The organism is Streptomyces sp. NPDC020845 (assembly GCF_044334165.1).
Lineage (GTDB): Bacteria > Actinomycetota > Actinomycetes > Streptomycetales > Streptomycetaceae > Streptomyces.
The window spans coordinates 208,102-229,062 of sequence record NZ_JBIRSJ010000016.1; the positions used below are offsets into that span (position 1 = coordinate 208,102).

At 70.0% G+C, this 20,961-nt stretch carries 15 protein-coding genes; 10 read left to right on the forward strand and 5 right to left on the reverse strand.

Annotation, left to right across the window (positions count from 1 at the left end):
- The first annotated feature begins 51 nt into the window (after positions 1 to 51).
- From ACH4U7_RS38165 to ACH4U7_RS38175, 3 genes are all read left to right on the forward strand, one after another.
- Positions 52 to 906 (forward strand): molybdopterin-dependent oxidoreductase, encoded by an 855-nt coding sequence (locus ACH4U7_RS38165; RefSeq protein ID WP_398532354.1) that lies wholly within the window; start codon positions 52 to 54, stop codon positions 904 to 906.
- Positions 890 to 1,576: a cytochrome b/b6 domain-containing protein gene (locus tag ACH4U7_RS38170; protein WP_398532355.1), complete on the forward strand. Its 687-nt coding sequence runs from the start codon at positions 890 to 892 to the stop codon at positions 1,574 to 1,576. Before ACH4U7_RS38165 ends, ACH4U7_RS38170 begins: the two co-directional genes overlap by 17 nt.
- Before the next feature lie 201 nt (positions 1,577 to 1,777).
- Positions 1,778 to 2,839, forward strand: coding sequence for a glycoside hydrolase family 6 protein (locus ACH4U7_RS38175; RefSeq protein ID WP_398532356.1), 1,062 nt, complete (start codon positions 1,778 to 1,780; stop codon positions 2,837 to 2,839).
- 9 nt (positions 2,840 to 2,848) lie between these two features.
- Here ACH4U7_RS38175 and ACH4U7_RS38180 read toward each other — a convergent pair whose 3' ends face one another.
- A complete protein-coding gene (locus tag ACH4U7_RS38180; protein WP_398532357.1) occupies positions 2,849 to 4,684 on the reverse strand; it encodes a glycosyltransferase family 2 protein in 1,836 nt (611 codons plus the stop codon).
- Positions 4,685 to 4,967: 283 nt separating this feature from the next.
- Between ACH4U7_RS38180 and ACH4U7_RS38185 the strand changes: the two genes are divergently transcribed.
- Positions 4,968 to 6,152: a glycosyltransferase gene (locus ACH4U7_RS38185; RefSeq protein ID WP_398532358.1), complete on the forward strand. Its 1,185-nt coding sequence runs from the start codon at positions 4,968 to 4,970 to the stop codon at positions 6,150 to 6,152.
- On the opposite strand, the gene ACH4U7_RS38190 is transcribed toward ACH4U7_RS38185, so the two are convergent.
- Positions 6,112 to 7,053, reverse strand: a complete 942-nt coding sequence (locus ACH4U7_RS38190) for an AraC family transcriptional regulator (protein ID WP_398532429.1) — start codon at positions 7,051 to 7,053, stop codon at positions 6,112 to 6,114. The genes ACH4U7_RS38185 and ACH4U7_RS38190 overlap by 41 nt on opposite strands.
- Positions 7,054 to 7,061: 8 nt before the next feature.
- On the reverse strand, positions 7,062 to 7,481 hold the full coding sequence (locus ACH4U7_RS38195; protein ID WP_398532359.1) for a LacI family DNA-binding transcriptional regulator: 420 nt from the start codon (positions 7,479 to 7,481) through the stop codon (positions 7,062 to 7,064).
- Between the two features lie 705 nt (positions 7,482 to 8,186).
- On the opposite strand from ACH4U7_RS38195, the gene ACH4U7_RS38200 reads away from it, so the two are divergent.
- Together ACH4U7_RS38200 and ACH4U7_RS38205 are read left to right on the forward strand one after the other, a co-directional pair.
- Entirely contained in the window at positions 8,187 to 8,948 is a 762-nt protein-coding gene (locus tag ACH4U7_RS38200) for an AfsR/SARP family transcriptional regulator (RefSeq protein ID WP_319698525.1), read from the forward strand.
- A gap of 96 nt (positions 8,949 to 9,044) precedes the next feature.
- Positions 9,045 to 9,755 (forward strand): AfsR/SARP family transcriptional regulator, encoded by a 711-nt coding sequence (locus ACH4U7_RS38205; protein ID WP_319698526.1) that lies wholly within the window; start codon positions 9,045 to 9,047, stop codon positions 9,753 to 9,755.
- A 75-nt stretch (positions 9,756 to 9,830) separates the two neighbouring features.
- Here ACH4U7_RS38205 and ACH4U7_RS38210 read toward each other — a convergent pair whose 3' ends face one another.
- Positions 9,831 to 10,046, reverse strand: coding sequence for a DUF5988 family protein (locus tag ACH4U7_RS38210; protein WP_398532360.1), 216 nt, complete (start codon positions 10,044 to 10,046; stop codon positions 9,831 to 9,833).
- Between the two features lie 290 nt (positions 10,047 to 10,336).
- On the opposite strand from ACH4U7_RS38210, the gene ACH4U7_RS38215 reads away from it, so the two are divergent.
- Both ACH4U7_RS38215 and ACH4U7_RS38220 read left to right on the forward strand, forming a co-directional pair.
- Entirely contained in the window at positions 10,337 to 11,527 is a 1,191-nt protein-coding gene (locus tag ACH4U7_RS38215) for an ATP-binding protein (RefSeq protein ID WP_319698529.1), read from the forward strand.
- Positions 11,520 to 12,719 (forward strand): hypothetical protein, encoded by a 1,200-nt coding sequence (locus ACH4U7_RS38220; RefSeq protein ID WP_398532361.1) that lies wholly within the window; start codon positions 11,520 to 11,522, stop codon positions 12,717 to 12,719. The genes ACH4U7_RS38215 and ACH4U7_RS38220 overlap by 8 nt, the downstream gene beginning before the upstream one ends.
- Here ACH4U7_RS38220 and ACH4U7_RS38225 read toward each other — a convergent pair.
- Positions 12,625 to 13,254, reverse strand: a complete 630-nt coding sequence (locus tag ACH4U7_RS38225; RefSeq protein ID WP_398532362.1) for a DNA-binding response regulator — start codon at positions 13,252 to 13,254, stop codon at positions 12,625 to 12,627. The genes ACH4U7_RS38220 and ACH4U7_RS38225 overlap by 95 nt on opposite strands.
- Before the next feature lie 1,001 nt (positions 13,255 to 14,255).
- Here ACH4U7_RS38225 and ACH4U7_RS38230 point away from each other — a divergent pair.
- A complete protein-coding gene (locus tag ACH4U7_RS38230) occupies positions 14,256 to 17,042 on the forward strand; it encodes an AAA family ATPase (protein WP_398532363.1) in 2,787 nt (928 codons plus the stop codon).
- Positions 17,043 to 17,393: 351 nt separating this feature from the next.
- The gene (locus ACH4U7_RS38235) at positions 17,394 to 20,960 is read left to right on the forward strand and encodes a KR domain-containing protein (protein ID WP_398532364.1); all 3,567 of its coding nucleotides are present in this window, start codon (positions 17,394 to 17,396) and stop codon (positions 20,958 to 20,960) included.
- Position 20,961 lies beyond the last annotated feature (1 nt).

Sequence of the window (20,961 nt, forward strand, 5' to 3'; positions counted from 1 at the left end):
AAGGCCGAAGAGCCTGGCGTCCGGCGCCCCCGGAGTGCTCTCATCAAGGACATGGACCGCAATCCCGGCGCCGCGGAGCACCCCGCCGCCGACCCGGACACCACCGACCCGGGCGCCCCAGAACCAGGCCCCACCGCCGGCCCGGACACCGCCGAACCGGACACGACCGACTTGGACACCGCCGAACCGGACACCGCCGCCGACCGCGGCGCCCCCGTCGGCCGGCGCGTCATCCTCGGCATGCTCGCCCTGGGCGCGGGCGGTATGGCCGCCGCCCCCTGGCTGCAGCGCCGCCTGGAGAAGTTCCTGGCCGTGGCGGCGGAGAACGACCCCACCGGGGTGACCGGGCTGCTCCCCAACGGCGGCGGATTCCGCTACTACTCGGTGACCTCCTCCGTCCCCCACAAGAACGCCGAGAACTACCGCCTCACCGTCGGTGGACTTGTCGACAAACCCGCCGGCTACCGGCTCGCCGACCTCCGCGCGCTGCCCCAGCACCGCATCGTCCACGATGTCCAGTGCGTCACCGGCTGGCGCGTGCCGCAGACCCCCTTCGAAGGTGTACGCCTGGCTACGCTGCTGGACGCCGCCGGGGTCCGCCCGGGGGCCGGGGCCGTCCGCTTCACCTGCTTCGACGGGACGTACAGCGAGAGCCTGACCCTCGAACAGGCCCGCCGGGACGACGTCCTGGTCGCCCTGCGGATGCGGGACGAGCCGCTGAGCCACTCCCACGGCGGCCCGGTGCGGCTGTACGTCGCCCCCATGTACTTCTACAAGTCGGCGAAGTGGCTCTCCGGTATCGAGGTCACCCGCGAGGTACGGCCCGGCTATTGGGAGGACCGCGGCTATGACGTGGACGGCTGGGTCGGCAAGTCGAACGGACGCGACGATGCCCCCACCACCTGACGCGCACCGCGGTGGCCCGGCCCCCGTACGCCCCGCCGCACGCACCCGCACCGGGCCCCGCCCCCGCGTGGCCCGGTTCACCCCGGCCGAGCGGTGGATCCACCGCACCACCGCCGCCCTCCTGGGTGCCTGTGTGGTGAGCGCGGCCTGTCTGTATCTGCCGCAGCTCGCCGAACTCGTGGGTCGCCGCGCCCTGGTGGTCACGGTGCACGAGTGGACCGGCATCCTCACCCCGGTCCCGACGCTGCTCGGCCTGGTCTCCCGAGCCTTCCGCGCCGACCTCTCCCGCCTCAACCGCTTCGGCCCGCACGACCGCCGCTGGCTGCGCGCGGTGCTGCGGCGCGACGCGCGCGAGGGGGCGCGCCCGGCGGGCAAGTTCAACGCCGGGCAGAAGCTGTACGCCGCCTATATCAGCGGCGCCGTACTGGTGATGGCGGGCACCGGGCTGCTGATGTGGTTCACCGATCTGGCCCCGCTGGTCTGGCGCACCAGCGCCACCTTCGTCCACGACTGGCTGGCGCTGGCCGTCGGCATCGTGCTGCTCGGGCACATCGGCATGGCGCTCGGCGACCCGGAGGCCCGGCGCGGTATGCGCACCGGAACGGTCGACCGGAGGTGGGCGGCCCGCGAACACCCGCTGTGGCGGGCCGGTGAGGACCGCGACGGGTAACGACCTGGGGTTGGGGTGCGGTAGGGATCGGCGTCGCGACCACCCCAGGTCGTAAGTCTCACGGCCCTTTCCGAAATTCGCCCCGATGGCGGCGGGGCAACACAAGCGTGAATTGAAAGCCGCCGCCTGTTCCCGATGCCATGATGCGACACGTGCCGTCAATTCCGACGCCGGGAAACTCCGGGGAAAAGGTGTGCTCGAATGGCCGAGAAAGGGCTCAGGAGAGCCATCGCGCGACACTGGGCGCCGCTTGCGGGAAGTGCCGCCGTGCTCCTCGCGCTGAGCGGATGTCTCGGTACGTCAGACGGGTCGGACGGGCAGAGCGGGCTCTGGGTGAACCCGGACAACCCGGCCGCCCGGCAGGCCCGTGAGCAGCGGCGCGCGGGCCGTTACGCGGAGGCGCAGCTCATGCGGCGGATCGCCGACGAGCCGATCGCCGAATGGCTCGGCCCGCATCCGCGCGAACGGGTCCGGTTCCTCACCGAATCCGCCGCGCGGGAGCACCGTACGCCGGTGCTGGTCGCCTATCACATTCCGTACCGGGACTGCGGAAGATACTCCCGGGGCGGGGCGGAAAGCGACGCCGAATATCTGGACTGGATCCGTGAGATCGTCTCCGGAATCGGCGAGAGAAAGGCGATTGTCGTATTGGAGCCCGATGCGATTGCTCAGGTGGTCGACGGCTGCATCCCCAAGCCGCTGCGTGCGCCGCGGCTGGCCCTGCTGCGCGACGCGGTCGCCATGCTCTCCGCGATGCCCGCCACCCGGATCTATCTGGACGCCGGGAACCCGGGGTGGATCAAGGACACCGAGCGGCTGGTGGAACCGCTGATGAAAAGCGGCATCGACCAGGCCGACGGCTTCGCCCTGAACGTCTCGAACTTCCAGCCGACGCCGGTGACCCGGGCCTACGGCCGTCGGCTGTCCCGCCAGCTCGGCCGGGTCCACTTCATCATCGACACCAGCCGCAACGGCAACGGCCCGCTCACCTCCGTCAGGGGCGAGGGCGACGACGGCAAGAGCGGTGACATGGGCGCCGTGCGCTCCGCCACCGACGGCCAGGAGAGCTGGTGCAACCCCCCGGGGCGGGCTCTGGGAGATCCCCCGAGCACCCGTACGGGCGACCCCGCCATCGACGCGTATCTGTGGATCAAGCGCCCGGGCGAGTCCGACGGGACCTGCAACGGCGGTCCGCCCGCGGGCCGTTGGTGGACGGAGTACGCGCTCGACCTGGCCCGTAACGCCAACCTGCGCGAAAGGTGACCACAGGCGTCAGTGGGCCTCGGCGCGGGCCGTCGGCACCGCCGGGGCGGTGCGCCGGCCGCGCCGCGTGAGCAGCAGCCCGCCGGACCAGATGGCCATCGGCGCCAGACACAGCGCCAGCGCCAGCATCGCCCAGGTGCGCATCGCGGCGTGGGTGTGGCCCAGGAACAGCGAGGCGACCAGCGAACCGCCGAAGACCGCGGCCCACACCAGATGAATGCGGAAGGTGGACAGCCGGTCGGCGCTGGAGGAGTCGCCCTTGGGCGTGACCACGAACCGGCTCTTGCGCCGCAGCAGCGCGTCGCACAGCGACTTGGCGTAGATCGGGGCGGACAGCGCGGAGAGCAGCATCCCCGCCACCCCGCCGGAGCCCTCCGGCTCGTGCGGGGAGACGTTGTGCCGCCGGTTCCAGATGTACAGGCCGATCTGGAGCGCCGCGGCGTCGCTGTAGAGCATCATCCACATCTCCGCCGGGATATGGATCCCGGACGCGCCGAGCACCAGGAACAGCGCGCAGGACAGGGCCGACAGCATCCAGTTGAGCGCGGTCATCGGGTAGTACGCGATCATCAGCGAGTAGTTGAGCAGCTTCCCCGGCGACAGCGTGAACGGCGCCTTCCAGAACTGCTTGAGCACCGTCTCGTAGGTGCCGCGGCTCCAGCGCAGCTGCTGGGTGAAGAAGTCCGTCCAGGTGCTCGGGCCCTCCCCGACGGCCAGTACGTCCGGGGTGTAGACCGAGCGCCACTTCTTCCTGGTGACGGGGTTGCGGCGGCGGTGCAGCTCGAAGCCGGTGGCCATGTCCTCGGTGATCGAGTCGTACAGCCCGCCGATGCTCCGCAGCGCGGCGATGCGCACCGCGTTGTTGGTGCCGACGAACATCGGGCCGCCATAGGCGTTTCCGGCCCGCTGGATCAGCGCGTGGAAGAGGAACTGCTGGCTCTCGGCCGCCTTGGTGACGGCCGTATCGTAATTTCCGTACACCTGCGGACCGACCACGAAGGCGACATCGGGATCGCGGAAGTAACCCATCATGCGCTCCAGGAAGTTGGGCAGCGGAACATGATCGGTGTCCACACAGGCCATGAATTCATAGTCGTCGCCATGGGCGTCCAGCCAGGCGTTGTAATTTCCGTGCTTGGTCCTGGCACGGAAGGATCCCTTGGGCTGATTCCATTTCTCGATGCCCTTGCGGGAGAAATGCCGCACGCCCAGCCGGGCGCACAGCTCCTTGGCCTCCTCGTCGTTTCCCTCGTCGAGCAGCCACACGTCGAGCCCCCCGGCGTGTCTGACCTGCATCGCCCCCTCCAGCGTCGCCCGGACCATGTCGATCGGCTCCTTGCCGGGGACGAAGCTGGTCAAGAACGCCACCCGGGTCCCGGGCTCGGCGGTCACCGGCACCGGGTCACGGGCCACCAGCGTGGCGTGCGCATTGGAGACCACGGTGAACAGGCGGAACGCCTCGATCAGCGCGATCGAGAACAGCATCGTCCGGTCCGCGGCCGTCTCCCAGCCCGTCACACCGTCGCGGTGCACCCAGTGCTGGGGCTGCAGCAGCCACAGCAGCAGCAGCGCCGAGCACACCGGCGCCGCGCACAGCAGCAGCGCCGCCCGGACGCGGTGCGGCTCCTGCGCCAGCAGGCTCCGGCAGCGCACCCGGTACGGGCGGCCGGACGGGGGCTGGGTCAGCGGGCCCGCCAGCTGGCTGTATCGCTTGTACTCATAACTCCCGTTCGGCCCCTGGCGGCAGGGGGCCATCTCGTGGTGCGCGGGCCGCGCGGGAGGGGGAGCGGTGCTGGGCGCGGCGCCCTTCTCGGCCGTGTCTCTGACGGGGGTAGGTGCGGACATCTGGGCACTCCCGCGGGTCGTCGGGACGCAATATCGCGCGGCGATGACCCGGACGGCCTACATTCGTCATGTCATCGCGCGAGATGAGAAGGTAACAATCCGCTGGGGAATGGCTGTGCAAATCGGATTTTCGGCGCGCCCTCTCGCGCCTCGCCAATGTGCCGATCGGGTCGCCACTCCGACGGCCTATCGCCGCGCGTCTTACGTGATTTACATCCCGCCGTCTGTCATGGTCGGATCTGATTCAGCGTGCGATATACGGAAGATGGGGCCCGGTCGCCCGATGAGAGTGCTGCACATCATCTCGCGCCTCGGCGCGGGTGGCGCCGAACAGCAACTGCGGCTGCTGCTGCGCCACTTGCCCGCCCGCTGTGATGTGCTCACCCTGACCGCACCCGGGGCCGCCGGCCATGGCATCCGGGCGGACGGCGTGCCCGTCACCCATCTGCCGATGGGCGTCCGCGACCCGATGGGGACGGCCCGGCTGGCGCGGTTCATCCGCGGCGGCGGCTACGACCTGGTGCACACCCATCTCTACCAGGCCTGTGTCCACGGCCGGATCGCCGCCCGGCTGGCGGGTGTCGGCGCCGTGATCGCCACCGAGCACAGTCTGGGCGAGCGCCGCATCGACGGCCGCCCGCTCACCGTCGGCACCCGCGCCCGCTATCTCGCCACCGAACGCCTGGGCTCGGCGACCGTCGCCGTCTCAGCCGCCGTCGCCGACCGGCTGCGTGGCTGGGGCGTCGCCAACCACCGCATCCACCTGGTGCCCAACGGCCTGGACGCCCGCCACTTCCACTTCACCCCGGCCGCCCGCGCCGCCGCCCGCGCCCGCCTCGGCATCCCCCCACACGCCTTCGTCGTCGGCGGCGTCGGCCGGCTGGTGGCGGCCAAGCGCTTCGATGTGGCGCTGCGGGCCGTCGCCGAGCTGCCCCAGGCCCGGCTGCTGCTGGTCGGGGAAGGACCCGAGCGCACCGCGCTGCACGACCTGGCCGCCTGGCTCGGGGTGGCCGACCGTATCCGGCTGCTCGGCGAGCGCGACGGGGCGGTGGCCGGGACCGGGGACCGGCCCGCGGACATCCCCGGGCTGCTGGCCGCCATGGACGTGTTCGTCGCGCCTTCCGCGGAGGAGGCGTTCGGGCTCGCCGCCGTGGAGGCCCTGGCGGCCGGGCTCCCGGTGCTCCACGGCGTCTGCCCGGCCCTCGACGAACTGCCGCCCGGCGCGGCCCCCGGCGCCCGCCGCGTCGGGCCCGGCGTCGCCGCCCTGGCCGACGCCCTGCGCGAGCGGGCCGCCGCCGGCCCCGTACGGTACCCGGTGCCCGCCGCCGTCGAGCGCTACGACATCGTCCGCACCGCCCGCCGCCTGGCCCTGCTGTACGAACGCTCCGTCAGCTGCGGGCCCGACGGCTGCGCCCGCGGCCCCGCCGTCACCCTGCGCTGGCCGCGGAGCGGTGCTCCCGCGGGCTGACCCCGCGCACCCGCTTGAAGGCGGCGCTCAGCGCGAAGGGGCTGCCGTAGCCGACCCGCCGGGCCACCGCCCCGAGGGTGGCATCCGGCTCCCGCAGCAGATCTGCGGCCAGATCCAGCCGCCAGCCGGTCAGATACGCCATCGGCGGCTCGCCGACCAGCTCGGTGAACCGGCGGGCCAGCACCGCGCGGGAGATCCCGGTCTCCGCCGCCAGCAGCGCCACCGTCCACGGATGGCCCGGGTTGTTCTGCAGCAGCCGCAGGGCGCGGCCGACCACCGGGTCGCCCAGCGCCCGGTACCAGGCCGGGGCCCGTGCCTCAGGCCGCGCGAACCACGCCCGCAGCACCGAGATCAGCAGCAGATCCAGCAGCCGGTCCAGAACGGCCGTCTGGCCCGCCTCCTCCTTGACGATCTCCTCGCCGAGCCACGGCAGCAGCGGCGAATCGCACGCCTCACGCCCCAGCACCAGCAGCGGGGGCAGCGCGTCCAGCAGCCGCCGGCTGATCTCCCCGTCCATCCGGTACGTGCCGACCAGCATCGTCGCCGCGCCCTGCTCGCTGTTGCCCCAGGTGCGCACGCCCAGCGCCATCCGCTCCGCCAGATCCTCGCCCTCGGCGGTGCGGCACACCTCGCCCGGCAGGATCCACGCCTGGGGCTCGGTGGCCGGATCGCCGGCCACCGTGTACGGATCGGGGCCACGCGCGACCGCGACATCCCCCGGACCCAGACGCCGTGCCTCGCCCCGGTCCGGGACCACCCACGCCTCACCGCGTGCCACGGTCATCACACACAGCGGGGCCCGGTCCTCGATCCGTACCGACCAGGGCGGGTCCATGACCATCCGAAGCAGAAACGCCCCCCGGGCCCTCGGCCCGTCCAGGAGACCGGCGAGTGGATCCATCACGCCCGCTACCGCCGGTCGAGGGCGGCCGTCGAGCCCCGTACCACCGGATGGGTGGGCAGCACCCGCTGCGGGGGCTGCTCGCCCTCGGCGGCCCCGGTCGCCCCGCCGTCGAAATGCGGCGCCACGCTTCCCACCTGGAACCCGGGCTCTTTGCGGTGCAGCAGCACGATCGGCTTGTCGGTGAAGTCCCCGGGCGACCCCAGCTTCCTGCCGCTCAGATCCGGGACGATCACGCCCAGATGGCCCGTACGGCCGGTGATCAGCCCGCGCGCCGCCTGGTTGGGCTGGTGGCCGAGTCGGTCGGCGGCGGCCCGCACCCGCTCGCGCGTCACAGGGCTCACCGCCCCGCCGGGCGCCAGGGCCCGCGACACGGTGGACGGGGACACTCCCGACGCCTGCGCGACGTCCCGAATCGTCACCTGCACGCCCCGAGGTTGACACCCCGTTCCACCGGCGTCAATCGCCGTCAGCCGCGGTCGACACTTTCCTAAAGTTGATCTAATCGAAAGTGCTTGCGAGGTGGTGCCGAGTACGCCGAGCCGGAGTTCGCCGAAGATTGCGGGGCCGATCGATGGCGCGTGGCGACGCGGCGGATGACGGCCAGGTTGCGGCTATGGGTCACTGGTCGACGAATCACCCTAAATACCTGTTTGGTTGTGGGTCTATCGACCCTCACACTGGCGCGCGTCTCGCGGTTAGGATGCGTTCGATGCTGCCCCTTCACGAGCACCGTTGCCGATTGTTCTCCCATTTGAGGCGACCGGTGTCCGTGGTGCCGGTCGCAGCGCAGCGGCATGAGTCAGCGTGACCGCCGACCGCAGGGCACGCCGTTCGATCTCCGTGGAAAGACGACCCTCACCTGACGGAATATCGACCTGGGGGACATGTTGTATTCGTGTGTCGAAAGTGTAGAGGCGGCTTGGTTCCGTCTAAGATGTCGTCGGCACGGGTACAATTCACCGCTGGGGTCTGAAGCGCGACCATAAAGCTTCGGCGCTCACTGCGTGTAGGCCACTTATTCGAAAGCACGTTCAAAATCGGGGTGAATGTCGAATGCTGGCCATTTTCGATGGCAAAAGAAAATCCCCTTGCTCTGAGGAGGTCCCGGCGACAGCGGGAGGTCACCTGGTATGAGGTATGAGATTCTTTGCCCATTACGCGTCGTCGATGGTTCGTCGATCACCTCACTCAGCGCCCGGAAGATCGAGGTGCTGCTCGCGGCCTTGCTGGTGCGTGCGGACGAGGCGGTGAGCAGCGAAGACCTCGTGAAGGAGATCTGGGGCACTCGCGCACCGCGCCAGGCCATCGCGACGCTCCACGTCTACGTGTCCCAGCTCCGCAAGTTCCTGAAACGGCCCGACCGGGCCGAGAGCCCCATCGTGACCGCGCGCGGTGGGTATGTCCTGCGACTGGGCACGGACGAGCTGGACTTTCACATCTTTGAGGATCTGATGCGCCAGGGGCGGGCCGCGCAGCGGGCCGGCCGCACCCAGGAGGCGTGCGAGGCTTACGAAGAGGGGCTCGCCCTCTGGCGCGGTCCGGTCCTTGAGGACCTGCGCGACGGGGCGATCATCAACGGCTTCGTGTGCTGGGCCGAGCAGGCCTGGCTGGAGTGCGTCGAGGCGTTTGTGGACGCCGGCCTGGAACTCGGCCGTCACCGGGAGTTCGTCAGCTTCCTCTACGGGCGGATCGAGGAGCTCCCGCTGCACGAGGCGTTCTACCGTCAGCTCATGCTGGCGCTCTACCGTTCGGGGTGCAGAGCCGACGCCCTGAGCGTCTATCAGTCGGCACGGACCGTGCTGAGCGAGGAGCTCGGGCTGGAGCCGTCGGTCACTCTCAAGCGGCTGCATCAAGCCGTTCTCGTCGACGCCCCGGAGCTCGAAGCGGCCTAGTCGGCGAATGTACCGGGGTGGGGACAGGGCTAATTCGGTACCGACCGAGTACAGGGGGAAAATTCAGTGCGGTACGAGATATTAGGGCCTCTCCGGGTGGTGGACGAGAAGGGCAGCTCGCTGCTCAGAGCGCAGAAACTCGCCACCGCCCTGGCGGTACTGCTGATCCGATCGGACCAGGTCGTGATGGCGGAACAGATCAGCAGGGAGATCTGGGGGAAGTTGGCTCCGCAGCGCACCACCGCAGGTATCTATGTCTGCATTTCACGGCTTCGTAAGTTCTTGAGCCGGCCGGGCCAGCAGAACCCCATCATCACGCGCCCCGGCGGATACATGTTGCGCCGGGCGTCGAGCGAATGTGACTTCGATGTCTTCCAGCGGCTGGTCACGGACGGCCGCAGACTCAGCAGGTGTGGTGAGCCCGCGAAGGCGGCGGGCTGCTTCGAGCAGGCGCTGGCACTCTGGCGCGGCCCGGTGCTCGGCAACGTCCAGATCGGGCCGATCGTGGCGGGTTTCCTGAAGCGGCTGGACGAGATGCGCATCGAGTGCGCGGAAATGTCTGCGGAGGTGTATCTCGAACTCGGCCGCCATCAGGAACTCGTCGGCCGACTGCGGTCTCTCGTCGACGAGTTCCCGCTCCAAGAGACGTTCTACCGGCAGCTGATGCTGGCCCTCTACCGATCGGACCGGAAGTCCGAGGCGCTCGGCATCTACGAGTCCGCCCGGCGGGTCCTGGACCGGGAGCTGGGTCTCGAGCCCGGTAGGAAGCTCAGGGAGCTGCGCCACACGGTTCTCGCCTCGACCTGACGGACAGGCGTGCTCGCCGGGGGCTTTCTCGCGCGCGGCGCGAGAAAGCCCCCGGCGAGCATTTAGCCCCCCTGGTTACTCGGCGACGTAGGTCCGGCGGATCCATTCGAACACCCGCAGGCTCCGCCCTTGGTGTTTCACGACCTGGCCTGTGGGCTGAAAGTGTTCGTAGGCATTGCCGACGAGAAGTTTCAGGGTCGATTCGGTGTCATTGACATACCGCGTGCACGACTCGTCGGCCGGCTGTATGGGGCCGCCGCGCAGGATGACGTTGGGCGCAGATGCGGACATAGGAGACTGCATTCCCTTCACTATGCATTCAAGAGAAGGTTGGCATGAGGCGAAAGTGTGTCGAAGCTGCCTCGTACTCGCAAAGGGCTTCCAGAGGGCCCGACATGGATGGGATTCCAGATCATCCCGATCCGCTCGCTCCAAGCCGCCGCGACTGGTCCAGCTTAGACGCGCCGGGTCGTGCGGTGTGAGGGTCGTTCGACCGACAAAAGACATTCGCTTTTCCTCACGGATCGTGAGGTTTCCGCTATCGCCGTGTCACACCGATGGTCGCCGAGGATGGATGATCGATGCCGATTCCCACACTGCCGCCCGGCATCGACCTGCCGGGTTCAGCGCGCCTTCCTGCTCCGGCGGGGCCCTGGGCGCGCGAATACGTGGCGTTCAACCGGCGGTTGGCCCTCTATGGCCGGGCCGGAGTGATAAGCGCCTGTGCCGTGCTGGCCGTCGTGGCCATGCCGGTGGGAGAGATGGCGCCCGCGGCGGTGGCCGCGGCCACCACGCTTGCCTGGAGCTGGCTTCACCTGCGCCTCACCACCGACTCGAGGATGCGGCCCCGGCCGCTTTTCGCCCTGGATCTGGCGGTTATGACGGCCCTGTGCCTGAGTCAGCGGTTCACGGTCCCCGACGCGGGGACCGATCACGCCGGCACCTGGATCCTGGTGGCGCTCAACTTCACGGCCGTGGCCTACCAGCTCTCCCAGACGCCCCTGATCGGGATTCTGGCGACGTTGTGGCTGTGCTGCGCGGATCTGGCGGGTGCCGCGTTGCACCCGGAGCTGGAGTGGTCCGACGCTCTGCACAGCGTGGTCTGGGTGGTGGTGAACAGCGCCCTGGCTCAGCTCGTGGTTCGGCTGGTGTTCAGCGAGAGCCGGGCGGCCGACGAGGCCGCCGACCGGGCCGCGCGGGCCCGGCGGCAGGGGGAGGCGGCGGAGGCTCGTTGTGCCGCGGAACGGGAGCACCTGGCCGCGCTCCACGACACCGCCTGCGCGACCCTGCTGATCGCGTCGGCGCCATGGGCGTCGATGCGACCGGAGACCCTGCGGGCCCAGGCCGCGCGGGACCTCGTCCGATTGCGCGCCGAGCAGGCGGTCGTCGGGGAAGTGGACCTGGCCGCCGAGCTGGCCGAGGAGATCGCCGCCCATCCCCTCCGCGTCACCGCACGGTTCGACGAGGACCTCGGCACGGTCTGGCACCCTGCCGCGGCGGCGCTGCGCGGCGGCCTCGGTGAGGCGCTGCGCAACGTGGCCCGCTACGCGGGCGTCACCGTGGTGCGGGTGAGGGCGGAGCGCGTGCGGCACCGCGTCGTCGTGACCGTCGTCGACAGGGGGGTGGGGTTCCATGCCGAACGCATCCCCGCCCATCGGATCGGAATCAAGCGTTCCATCTGCGGGCGGATGCGGAACATCGGGGGCCGCGCGACCGTGAAGTCACGGCCCGGGTACGGCACGACGGTGCGTCTGGAGTGGCCGCGTGTCTGAGGACCTCCGTCAGCTGATCACCCGCCACCAGCTCCGCGGTATCCGTACCGGGGCACTGGCCATCGTGATCACCGTCCACGTCGGGTCCGCGCTGCCCGCGCTCCTGGCCGGCCTGGACGAGTACCGGCACTCCTGGGTCCCGCTGACCGCCTACGGCCTGCTCACGCTGATCCTGGGCGGCAGTGTTCTCGTCGGCATCGGCGGACGCCCGTGGCCGCGCGGTTGGGTGCCGCTGGCACTGGTCTGCGCCTTCGCGGCCTCTGTGGCCACTACCACCCAAGTGCCGGCGGACCAGTACTTCGTCGGCCGCGCCCACTGGTCCTTCTCGCTCGTCGGCTGGTTCGCCGTCGTCCTGCTCGGCCACCGGGGGCTGGCGGCGTTCGGCGCCTTCACCGGGTGCCATCTGGCCGTCATCGTGGCCCAGTTGCTGGCGGCCGAGGTTCCCCCGCGGGCCATCGCGGCGAGCATGGCCCTGCGGGCCCTGTCCGCCTGTTGCCTCCAGATGACCATCGCCGCCGGCGCCAAGCTTCTGCTCAACAGCAGCACGGCCATCGGCGAGGCCCTGCGGGCGCAAGAGCGCGTGTGCACCCGCATCGCCGTCGGCGCACAGATCCAGGCGGACCAGCGCCAGCGGTACGCCGAGCTGAACACCACCGTGATCCCCCTGCTCACCGGGCTCGCCGACGGTTCCCTCGACCCGCAGGACGACGAGGTGCGGCGGGCCTGCGCGCTGGAAGCCGCCCGGCTGAGAAGGCTGTTCGCGGAGAGCGACTTTACGTTCGACCCGCTGGTCCACGAGATGCGGGCCTGCATCGACGCCGCCGAGCGCAACGGGACCACCGTGCTGCTCGCCGTGCGCGGCGACCCCCTCGACTTGCCGTTGCAGCTGCGCCGCGCGCTCCTGGACCCGGTCATCGCCACACTGGCCGCCGCCGGGGAGACGGCCCGGGTCACTGTGGTCCGCGGCGAGGACCAGGTGCGGGTGGGCATCGTGGTGGACGCGCTGCGGGACCGGCTGCCCGAGGCGGCGGCGAGCGGGATCCGGGTGCGTACGGTCCAGGGCGAGCACCACTGCCTGGTCGAGGCCGCGTGCCGGATCACAGCTCGTCCAGCGCGATCAGACCGTCCTGAACCGCCCTGGCCACAAGCTTGGCCTTCGTGGTCGCCGGGCGGCCGACGTTGGCGTACTTGATGCGCACCCGGTCCAGGTAGGTGTTCACCGTGCGCTCCGATATCCCCAGGCTCTGGGCGACCATCGCCTTGGACTCGGACTGGAACCACTCCACCAGCACCTCCACTTCCCGGACGGACAGCACGGGGCGGCTCTGCCGCGTGTCACTGCCGAACGCTCCGGCCAGCGACGGGGGTGTGTAGGGAATGTCGTCGGCAGCGGCCTGGATTGCCTTGACCAGGTGCCGCTGCCCCTCCCCCTTGGTGATATAGGTGGCCGAGCCCAGGTCCATGCAGGTCAACGCCGCCTCCTGGCTGTCCCGCATCGTGTAGACGACGACCTTGCGCTCCTGTGCGACCAGCTCCTGCAACTCGCCGTACGCGGGTTGCCCGTCCCGCAGCAGCAGGTCCAGGACGACGACGTCCGCGCTCCGGCCCGGTCCGCAGAGGGCCACTGATACATCTGCCCCCTCGGCCACCACCTTGATCGGCACGTCGGCGGCGGCACACCACGCCGCGATGCCCGCGCGTACCACGGGGTGATCATCGATCAACACGACACTGAGCGGAATCCCTAACTCCACACGCACCTACCCCAATCGCCAGGCAACTTGTCAAAATGTAGACAAATTGATGTAGTTCGAGCCCTGGGATTGGGCTCGCTTGATGTGATGCTCCACGTAATGCCTGCGGTTCCGCCTCAATCGGGACGGGGCCTGTCAAAAGGTTTCCCGGGTTTCGTGTGGCGGATGCGAAGGCGGGGCCAGGAGTTGTTGCCGCCCGGGATCGTGGAGGCGTCGAAGGTGTGACTGCGTGTGGTCCGGGGGCCGCTTCCGCGATGTTCGGCTGAGTACGGATGCGGACCGTTGGCCTCTTCGAGGAAGACGTGGAAGTCCCACGCGTCGCCCGGCGCAGATGCCCGCCCGGCCCGCCGCCGAACGCGACGAGGACGCGATCACCGTATGGTGGGAGGCGGTCTGGCAGGCGGTAAAACCCTCCGGGCGGCGACCGGCGCGTTTATCTGCTTCGAGGGCGAAGCGGGCGTGACCGGCCGGCCGCCCAAGGTACCGGCACGGCATCCTCGGCGGATTCCTCGCCGGGACGGGGCTCGCTCTCGACGGACCGGACGGACCCTGATGTGCCGAAGTCAGTAATTTCCGACGGCCGGTGCGAGGGCTCAATTCGCAGGCACGCAGGGTGTCCCCATGGTGGCTCTGCGTGTTGATCCGGTGCATATCGCGGCCCGATTGCTGCAAAAATGAAGAGATATGACCGCTTTTACTTTGCTTGTTATCTGGCCTTTGGATTCCCCTGTTATCTTGCCGTGATCGTGGAAGATCGTGTGAAAAGTGGGGCAGTTGACAGTGATGCTGCTGTCAAGGTTTCATCAAAGAAAGCTGCTGAGTAGTGGGTGTGTCCACCGCTGTGTGATGAAGTGACCCAGCATCTCGCGGTGTTGCGCTGCCTTATTTGTAAGGCGGTGAGTGCATGCCCTTTCCGTATCCTGAGGGGGCGACTTTGTTAAGGTCGCGTCAGAATTACGGGGGTAAGATTCTGTATGCTGGTCGGTCGGCGAGCGGAACTCCTTGAACTGGGTACCTTTCTCGCGGAATGCGCATCGAATAAAGCGAGAACTGTAATCCTTGAAGCACCCGTAGGGTGTGGAAAGAGCGAACTCCTGGAAATAGTGGCCACCAACGCCGCCGAAAAAGGGGCAGTGGTCCTCCGTGCCACCGCCATGCGGTCGGAAAGCGCTCTGCCTCTGGGAGTGATGCGACAGCTGATGGACAGCCCGTCGCTGCCTGCGGAGGCGGGGCGGCGCCTGCGGACGCTGCTGGACGAGGACGAGGCCACGGTCGACCTGAACGCAGCCGACCGGACGGCCCCGGCGCGGGCGGCCAGGATGCAGAAGGTGTGCGCCGCGCTTCACGAAGTGGTGCGGACCAGGCTCGTACTGATCGGCGTCGATGACCTCCAGCACGTGGACGCCACCTCGTTGCAGTATCTCCTCTATCTGAGCGGCAGGTCGCGGTCCACCCGGTTGATGATGATCTTCACGGAGACTCTCCACTACCAACAAGGAGTGCCGACGTACCGCACCGAGTTTCTCCGGCAGCCCCACGTCCAGCGCATGCGCCTGCACTGCCTCGACCGTCGGGCCACCGCTGAACTGCTCACCCCGGCACTGGCCGAGGCCACGCTCGACTACTACTTCTCCGTCACCGGCGGCAACCCCCTCCTGCTGCGCGCCCTTCAGGAGGACCACCTGCTGACGCCTGCCTCGACGGCGCAGTCCGAAGTGGCGGACCCCGTGGCCGGGGATGCCTTCGCCCATGCCGTGCTGACCTGTGTGGACCGCAGCGGACCTGCGGCCGCCGAGGTCGCGGACGGTCTCGCAATCCTCGGCGAGGCGAGCACGGTCGAAGCGCTGAGCAGGCTGTGCGAACTGCCGCGCGCCGAGGCGGTGCGGGGGGTACGGGCGCTGCGCGCCGCGGGCCTGGTCGATGACCTGTCGTTCCGCCACCCGGCAGCGCGAGCCAAGGTGCTGGACGGCATGGGCCCGGCCCACCGGCGGGACCTGCATCACCGCGCCGCCTCCCTCCTGCACGGTGACGGCGCCCAGGCATCCGTGATCGCCCCGCACCTTCGGGCCGCACGGAGCGTCGACCAGCCCTGGGGTGTGCAGGTGCTCCAGGACGCGGCCGAGGAGGTGCTCGCCGACGACGAGGTGCGGCTGGCGATCGCGTACCTGGAACTGGCCCACCGCTGCTGTGCCGACGCCCAGCACTGCGCCGCGATCAGGATCAGGATCGCTGTGCTGATGCGCCGGCGAAACCCCTCCGGGGCGGAGAAGATCGCCGAGGAACTGCTGCACGCCTTACGACTGGGGCGGCTGGCGCCCCGGCACTGCGTGCCGCTGGTGAATCTCTTCCTCGCCCACGGGCGCATCGAGGAGGCGAACGAGGTTCTGGAAGCACTGCGGAAGAGGCCCGCGGGGGCCCTTCCGCTCGCCACCGTCCAGGTGGGCGCTCAGCTGACCTACATGGCGGAGCTCTGCCTGCCTTGGACCGACAGCCACCCGTACGGCCACGGGCAGGACCACGAGACGGAAGCGGCCCAGTCGCCGTACACCATCGACGGCCAGGTGCGGCCGAACGGCCTGCCGTGGAGAATCCACATCGCCTCCGACGGAGACGACCCGATCGTCGCGGCCGAGGAGATGCTCCGGCGCTCGGTACTGACCGACTCCACCATCGAACCGATCATGACCACCATGCTGCTGCTGTCCGAAAGGGGAGTGGAGCGGGCCCGGCACTGGTGTGAGCTGTTCATGAAGGAGGCGAACCACCGGGACGCGTCGGGGTGGTACGCGCTGTTCGCGGGCCTGCGCGCCGAGATCGCCATGCAGCAGGGCAACTTGGAGGACGCCGAGACGTTCACCCAGGCCGGGCTGAGCCGCCTGCCCGAGCGGACGGGCAGCGTGCTGGCCGGCGGCCTCATAGCGACCCGGGTGCTGGCCCAGACCTTCATGGGCAAGTACGAGGCGGCCGCCCGTACGCTCAACCAGCCCGTCTCGAAGTCGCTGTTCCGCAGCGGTTACGGACTGCTCTACCTACGTGCGCGCGGTCGCTACAACCTGGCCACCAACCGGCCCCAGGCCGCGCTTGGCGACATCCTGGCCATGGGGCAGATGGCCCGTAACTGGCAGGCGGACCACCCGACATGGGTGCCGTGGCGCGGTGACATGGCCGAGGCGCTGCTCCAGCTCGGGAAGCGCGACAAGGCGGAACGGCTGGTGACCGACCAACTGTCCAGAACCCGGGAGACCGACACCAGAATCCGGGGAATCTCGTTGCGTCTGCTCGGGACCGTCGCCCAGCCGAACACGCGCCTGTCGTTGCTCAACCGGGCGGTCGGACAACTCCAGATCGCGGGCGACCGACTCGAACTGGCCCGTGCCCTGTACGACCTCAGCAAAGCGCACCGGCAGCGAGGCGACGGTGCCCAAGCCGCTGCGGCGTCACGGCGGGCGTGGCAGTTGGCCCAGGAATGCGGTGCCGAGCCGCTGTGCGCGCGGTTGCGACTGGAGAGCGATAAGCAGGTCTGGGACAGTCGGCCCGACAAGCCCGCCGTGCGCACCGACGAGGCGAATCTCAGCGACTCGGAAAAGCGGGTGGCCGTACTGGCCGCCTGCGGCTATTCCAACCGCGATATATCGACCCGTCTCTACATTACTGTGAGCACGGTCGAGCAGCACCTGACCCAGGTGTACCGGAAACTGAAGATCGGAGGTCGGCAACAACTGCCCGTCGATCTTCAATTCGAGGTCGGCGAGATCGTCTGACGGTGTCGCCGAGTGGCCTGGCTGCCAGGCCGGCGGTGCAGAACGCCTGGACCAGGGGTATCCCGACGTGGCCGGCAAGTGTCGTGCACCCCGGACCCCTACCGGTCTGTAGGGGGAGGCAGGCGCCTGGTAGGGGATCGGGCAGTGGTGCTGCGAGTCGGTCACGTGGTCGTAGGGGGTGGGCAGTCTTGTTCGTGCCTTGCCGGTCTGGATAGTTTTGCGAACGCGCTGTCCAAGCCATCAGATATGCAAGGTCACCGAAAAGGACCCTGACTCGGTACTTGGCATATTTTGCTCGAAGGACCCATGGCTGGTGGGTGACCGATTGGCGACAGTACAGGGGGACTCCCGATGCGATATGAGATTCTGGGCAAGGTGCGAGTTGAGCATGCCGGGGAATGCCGATATGTCAATGCGCCGAAAGTGGAATTGCTGCTGCGGGTGCTGCTGATCGAGGCGGACAAGTATCTGACCAGCAGCCAGTTGATCAACGAGATCTGGGGCGAGCAGGTCCCGCGCCGAGCCAAGGCCGGACTGCACGTGTACATCTCCCAGATCCGCAAATTCCTGGAGCAGCAGCCGAGGGAGACCGAGAGTCCGCTGCGGACGCAGAACGCTCCGCCGGGCTACTGTCTGCGGCTGCACGACGGTGAGGTCGACTACCGGGTCTGGAACGGCCATCTACGTTCCGCCTGGGGCGCGTTCGCGGCCCGTGACCATCAGCGGGCTTCGCAGTACTGTGCCCGCGCGCTGGCCCTGTGGCGGGAGCTTCCCGAGGCCCCTGCCTCCCACGGGCCGATCTGGGTGCGGAACCTGCGCGAGCGGGTTCGGTTCGCCGACACCGTAGAGGCGTTGCTGGCCGACGGGCACCGTATCTTCATCGAGGCAAGTCCCCATCCGGTGCTGACTTTGGGGCTTGAGGAGTGTTTCGAGGCCTTTGGTGTCGAGGCGGTGACCGTACCCACGCTGCGCCGTGATGCCGGTGGCCAAGAGCAGGTGGCATTGGCGGCTGGTCAGGCGTTCGCCGCGGGGGCACCGGTGGACTGGCCGGGCTGGTTCCCGGACGGCCCCCGCCAGGCGGTCGACCTGCCCACGTACGCCTTCCAGCGCCAACGCTACTGGCTGGCGCCTCAGACCGGCACCGGCGCTCTGAGCGCGGCCGGGCTGCGTGGCAGCGGCCACCCGTTGCTGCCGGGCGCGGTGCACTTGCCCGATGGCGCTCTCGTCCTCACCGGCCGTATACCGGCCGGTGTCCACGGCTGGCTGGGCGAGCACGCCGTGGCCGGCACGGCCATGGTGCCGGGCACGGTGCTCGTGGAGTGGGCGCTACACGCCGCCCACCAGGCCGGGTGCGGTGGTATCGAAGAGCTGATGCTGCGGCAGCCGATAGCCCGGCCTACGGTCGGCGACCTGCAGATCCGGGTCTTCGCGGGCGCGCCCGCCCAGGACGGCACCCGTGAGGTGCGGGTGGATTCCCGCACCGAACAGGACGGGTTCGACGACCGGTGGACCTGCCACGCCTCGGGCCTCCTCGCTCCCCACGCGTCCGCCCAGCAGGCCACCGGACCGGACACCGCGGGCCTGGGAACTGAAGGGGCATGGCCGCCCCCTGGCGCCGAACCCCTCGAAGTGGCGGAGTTCTATGCCCAGGCCGAGGCGGCCGGTTACTCCTACGGTGAGGCGTACCACGGGCTGCGGGCGCTGTGGCGCCACGGCGACGAGCTGCTGGCCGAGGTCGTGCTGCCCGAGGGCGCCGGAGACGAAGAGGACGGGTTCGGCATCCACCCGGTGCTGCTGGACGCCGCCCTTCACCCCGCTCTGGGTGCCGTCGGGACGCCCCCGGCGCACGGTCGGCTGTGGATGCCGTTCGCCTGGTCCGGGGTGTCGCTGTGGGCGGACGGGGCCCGAACCGTACGGGTGAGGCTGACACCACGCCACAGCGAGGACGAGTCGGGCGACCAGCGGGAGCTGCGCGTCGCGGTGGCCGACGCACGGGGCGCCCCGGTTCTCAACGCCGACTCGGTCGTGCTGCGCCCGGCGGACGCCGCCCGGATCCGGGCGGCCGCGCAGGGCAGCGGGCGGCTGTTCACCCTGGCGTGGACTCCCCTGCCGCTCGCCGACGCGCCCACCGTCGCACACACACGGGCGGGCTGGGTGACGCTCGCCGACCAGGGGCCGCGGGCGGTGGCCGAGGCGATGGACGGCGGAGCCGTGGTGGCCGTGGCGGATGTGCACACCGGGAGCGGCTCGGGCCTGGTGGAGGTGGAGCGGGCCTCGGCGTTGGTACGCACGTGGCTGGCCGAGCCCCGCCCGCCCGGTGCGCGTCTGGTGCTGCTCACCCGGGGTGCCTGGTCGGTGGGCTTGCCCAACGGTCCGGCCGCGCCGCACCCGGCGGAGACCGGGATCCGGGGACGGCTGCGGCAGATGCTCTCCGCCCACCAAGGCCGTGTCGTCCTGCTCGACGTCGAGCCCGCGGCCGACGTCGGCCGAGCGGGTGCCGGCGGGCAGGCTCCCGACCCGGCACCGGTGCCGCTGGACGCGGAGCCGGCGGCCGCGGTGCAGGCCGCGTTGGACAGCGGCGAGCAGGTGGTCGCGCTGCGCGCCGGCCGCCTCCTGGCGCCCCGCTGGATCCCCGACACCGCCCCGGCGGCCGCGCATGAACCGGCCGCGGACAGCGGAGGCACGGTGCTGGTCAGCGGAGGCACCGGCTCCTGGGGCGCCCGGGTGGCCGAGCACCTGGCGCGCACCGGGCGGGCGGCCCATCTGGTGCTGGTCAGCCGCCGCGGTCCCGCGGCGCCTGCGGCGGCGGAACTGGCTGCCCGGCTGCGGGCGTACGGGCCCCGGGTGAGTGTGGTGGCTGCCGACCTCACCGACCCCCAGGCGGTGGCGGGGGTATTGGCCGGCATCGACCCGGCGCACCCGCTGACCGGGATCGTGCACGCGGCCGGGGCACGAGCGGGCGCCCCCGCGCAGGTGTGGCACGCCAAGGCCACCGTCGCCGCACAACTGGCCGCCGCCACCCAGGAGCTGCCGCTGCGCTGGTTCGTGGTGTTCACCGCGCCGGTGACCGACCCGGATGAGCCGAACGCGATCGACCACGCGGCCGCCCACACCTACTGCGACGCGCTGATCGCGCACCGGCATGCCCGGGGCCTGCCGGGGACGGCGGTGACCTGGAGCCCGGGGGCCGATCCCGCTCAGGACGGTGCCGCGCTACTCGACGCGGTGTGGTCACACCGCCAGCCGCACCTGCTGGCCGCCGGACCAGCGGGCCCGCTGCCCGCCGCGCCACCGCACTCGGCCGCCGTACGGGCGCAGGCCGCAGGCCGCCGGCGCGCCGCCGCCGGGCAGGCGGACCAGCCGGCGGACTGGGCCGGCCGGCTGACCGGCCTGTCACCCGACGACCGGCGCCGCACGGTGCTGGAGCTGGTGCGCGGCCACGCCGCGGCGGTGCTCGGCCACACCGATCCGGCTGCCGTCCCGGCCCAGGCCGCGTTCAAAAAGCTCGGCTTCAGCTCGCTGACAGACGACATCGACGTCGTGGAGCAGGCGCCCCCGTTCGACCTGTGCGTCAACATCCGCTCGTTCACCGAGATGACCCCCGCCACCGTGCGGGAGTACCTCGACCTGATCGCCGAGAAGTGCCGCGCCTTTTACGTGAAGAACCCGGTCGGCAAGTTCCTCGACAAGGCCCTCGACGGCCACTTCAAGGGCAACGAGGCCGTGCAGATGGCGCTGCAGACCGGCCCGCTCCGCAAGGTCATCGACATCTTCGACAGCGAGGCCGTGGCCAAGGTCGTGCCGGACTACATCGACGCCTACACCCCGGGTGAGGGCTGGCACTGCGTCGCCGAAGCCCGCGCGATCCCGTGGAGCTACTTCCGGCAGGCCCTCTACAAGGACGGAAGCGGCCGGTAGC

What these genes read in the sequence shown, in the direction of transcription:
- ACH4U7_RS38185 (WP_398532358.1), top strand. Translation starts at nt 4,968, where the DNA reads ATGAGAGTGCTGCACATCATCTCGCGCCTCGGCGCGGGTGGCGCCGAA.
- ACH4U7_RS38230 (WP_398532363.1), top strand. Translation starts at nt 14,256, where the DNA reads ATGCTGGTCGGTCGGCGAGCGGAACTCCTTGAACTGGGTACCTTTCTC.
- ACH4U7_RS38235 (WP_398532364.1), top strand. Translation starts at nt 17,394, where the DNA reads ATGCGATATGAGATTCTGGGCAAGGTGCGAGTTGAGCATGCCGGGGAA.
- ACH4U7_RS38200 (WP_319698525.1), top strand. Translation starts at nt 8,187, where the DNA reads ATGAGGTATGAGATTCTTTGCCCATTACGCGTCGTCGATGGTTCGTCG.
- ACH4U7_RS38210 (WP_398532360.1), bottom strand. Translation starts at nt 10,046, where the DNA reads ATGTCCGCATCTGCGCCCAACGTCATCCTGCGCGGCGGCCCCATACAG.
- ACH4U7_RS38180 (WP_398532357.1), bottom strand. Translation starts at nt 4,684, where the DNA reads ATGTCCGCACCTACCCCCGTCAGAGACACGGCCGAGAAGGGCGCCGCG.
- ACH4U7_RS38215 (WP_319698529.1), top strand. Translation starts at nt 10,337, where the DNA reads ATGCCGATTCCCACACTGCCGCCCGGCATCGACCTGCCGGGTTCAGCG.
- ACH4U7_RS38175 (WP_398532356.1), top strand. Translation starts at nt 1,778, where the DNA reads ATGGCCGAGAAAGGGCTCAGGAGAGCCATCGCGCGACACTGGGCGCCG.
- ACH4U7_RS38190 (WP_398532429.1), bottom strand. Translation starts at nt 7,053, where the DNA reads ATGGATCCACTCGCCGGTCTCCTGGACGGGCCGAGGGCCCGGGGGGCG.
- ACH4U7_RS38170 (WP_398532355.1), top strand. Translation starts at nt 890, where the DNA reads ATGCCCCCACCACCTGACGCGCACCGCGGTGGCCCGGCCCCCGTACGC.
- ACH4U7_RS38165 (WP_398532354.1), top strand. Translation starts at nt 52, where the DNA reads ATGGACCGCAATCCCGGCGCCGCGGAGCACCCCGCCGCCGACCCGGAC.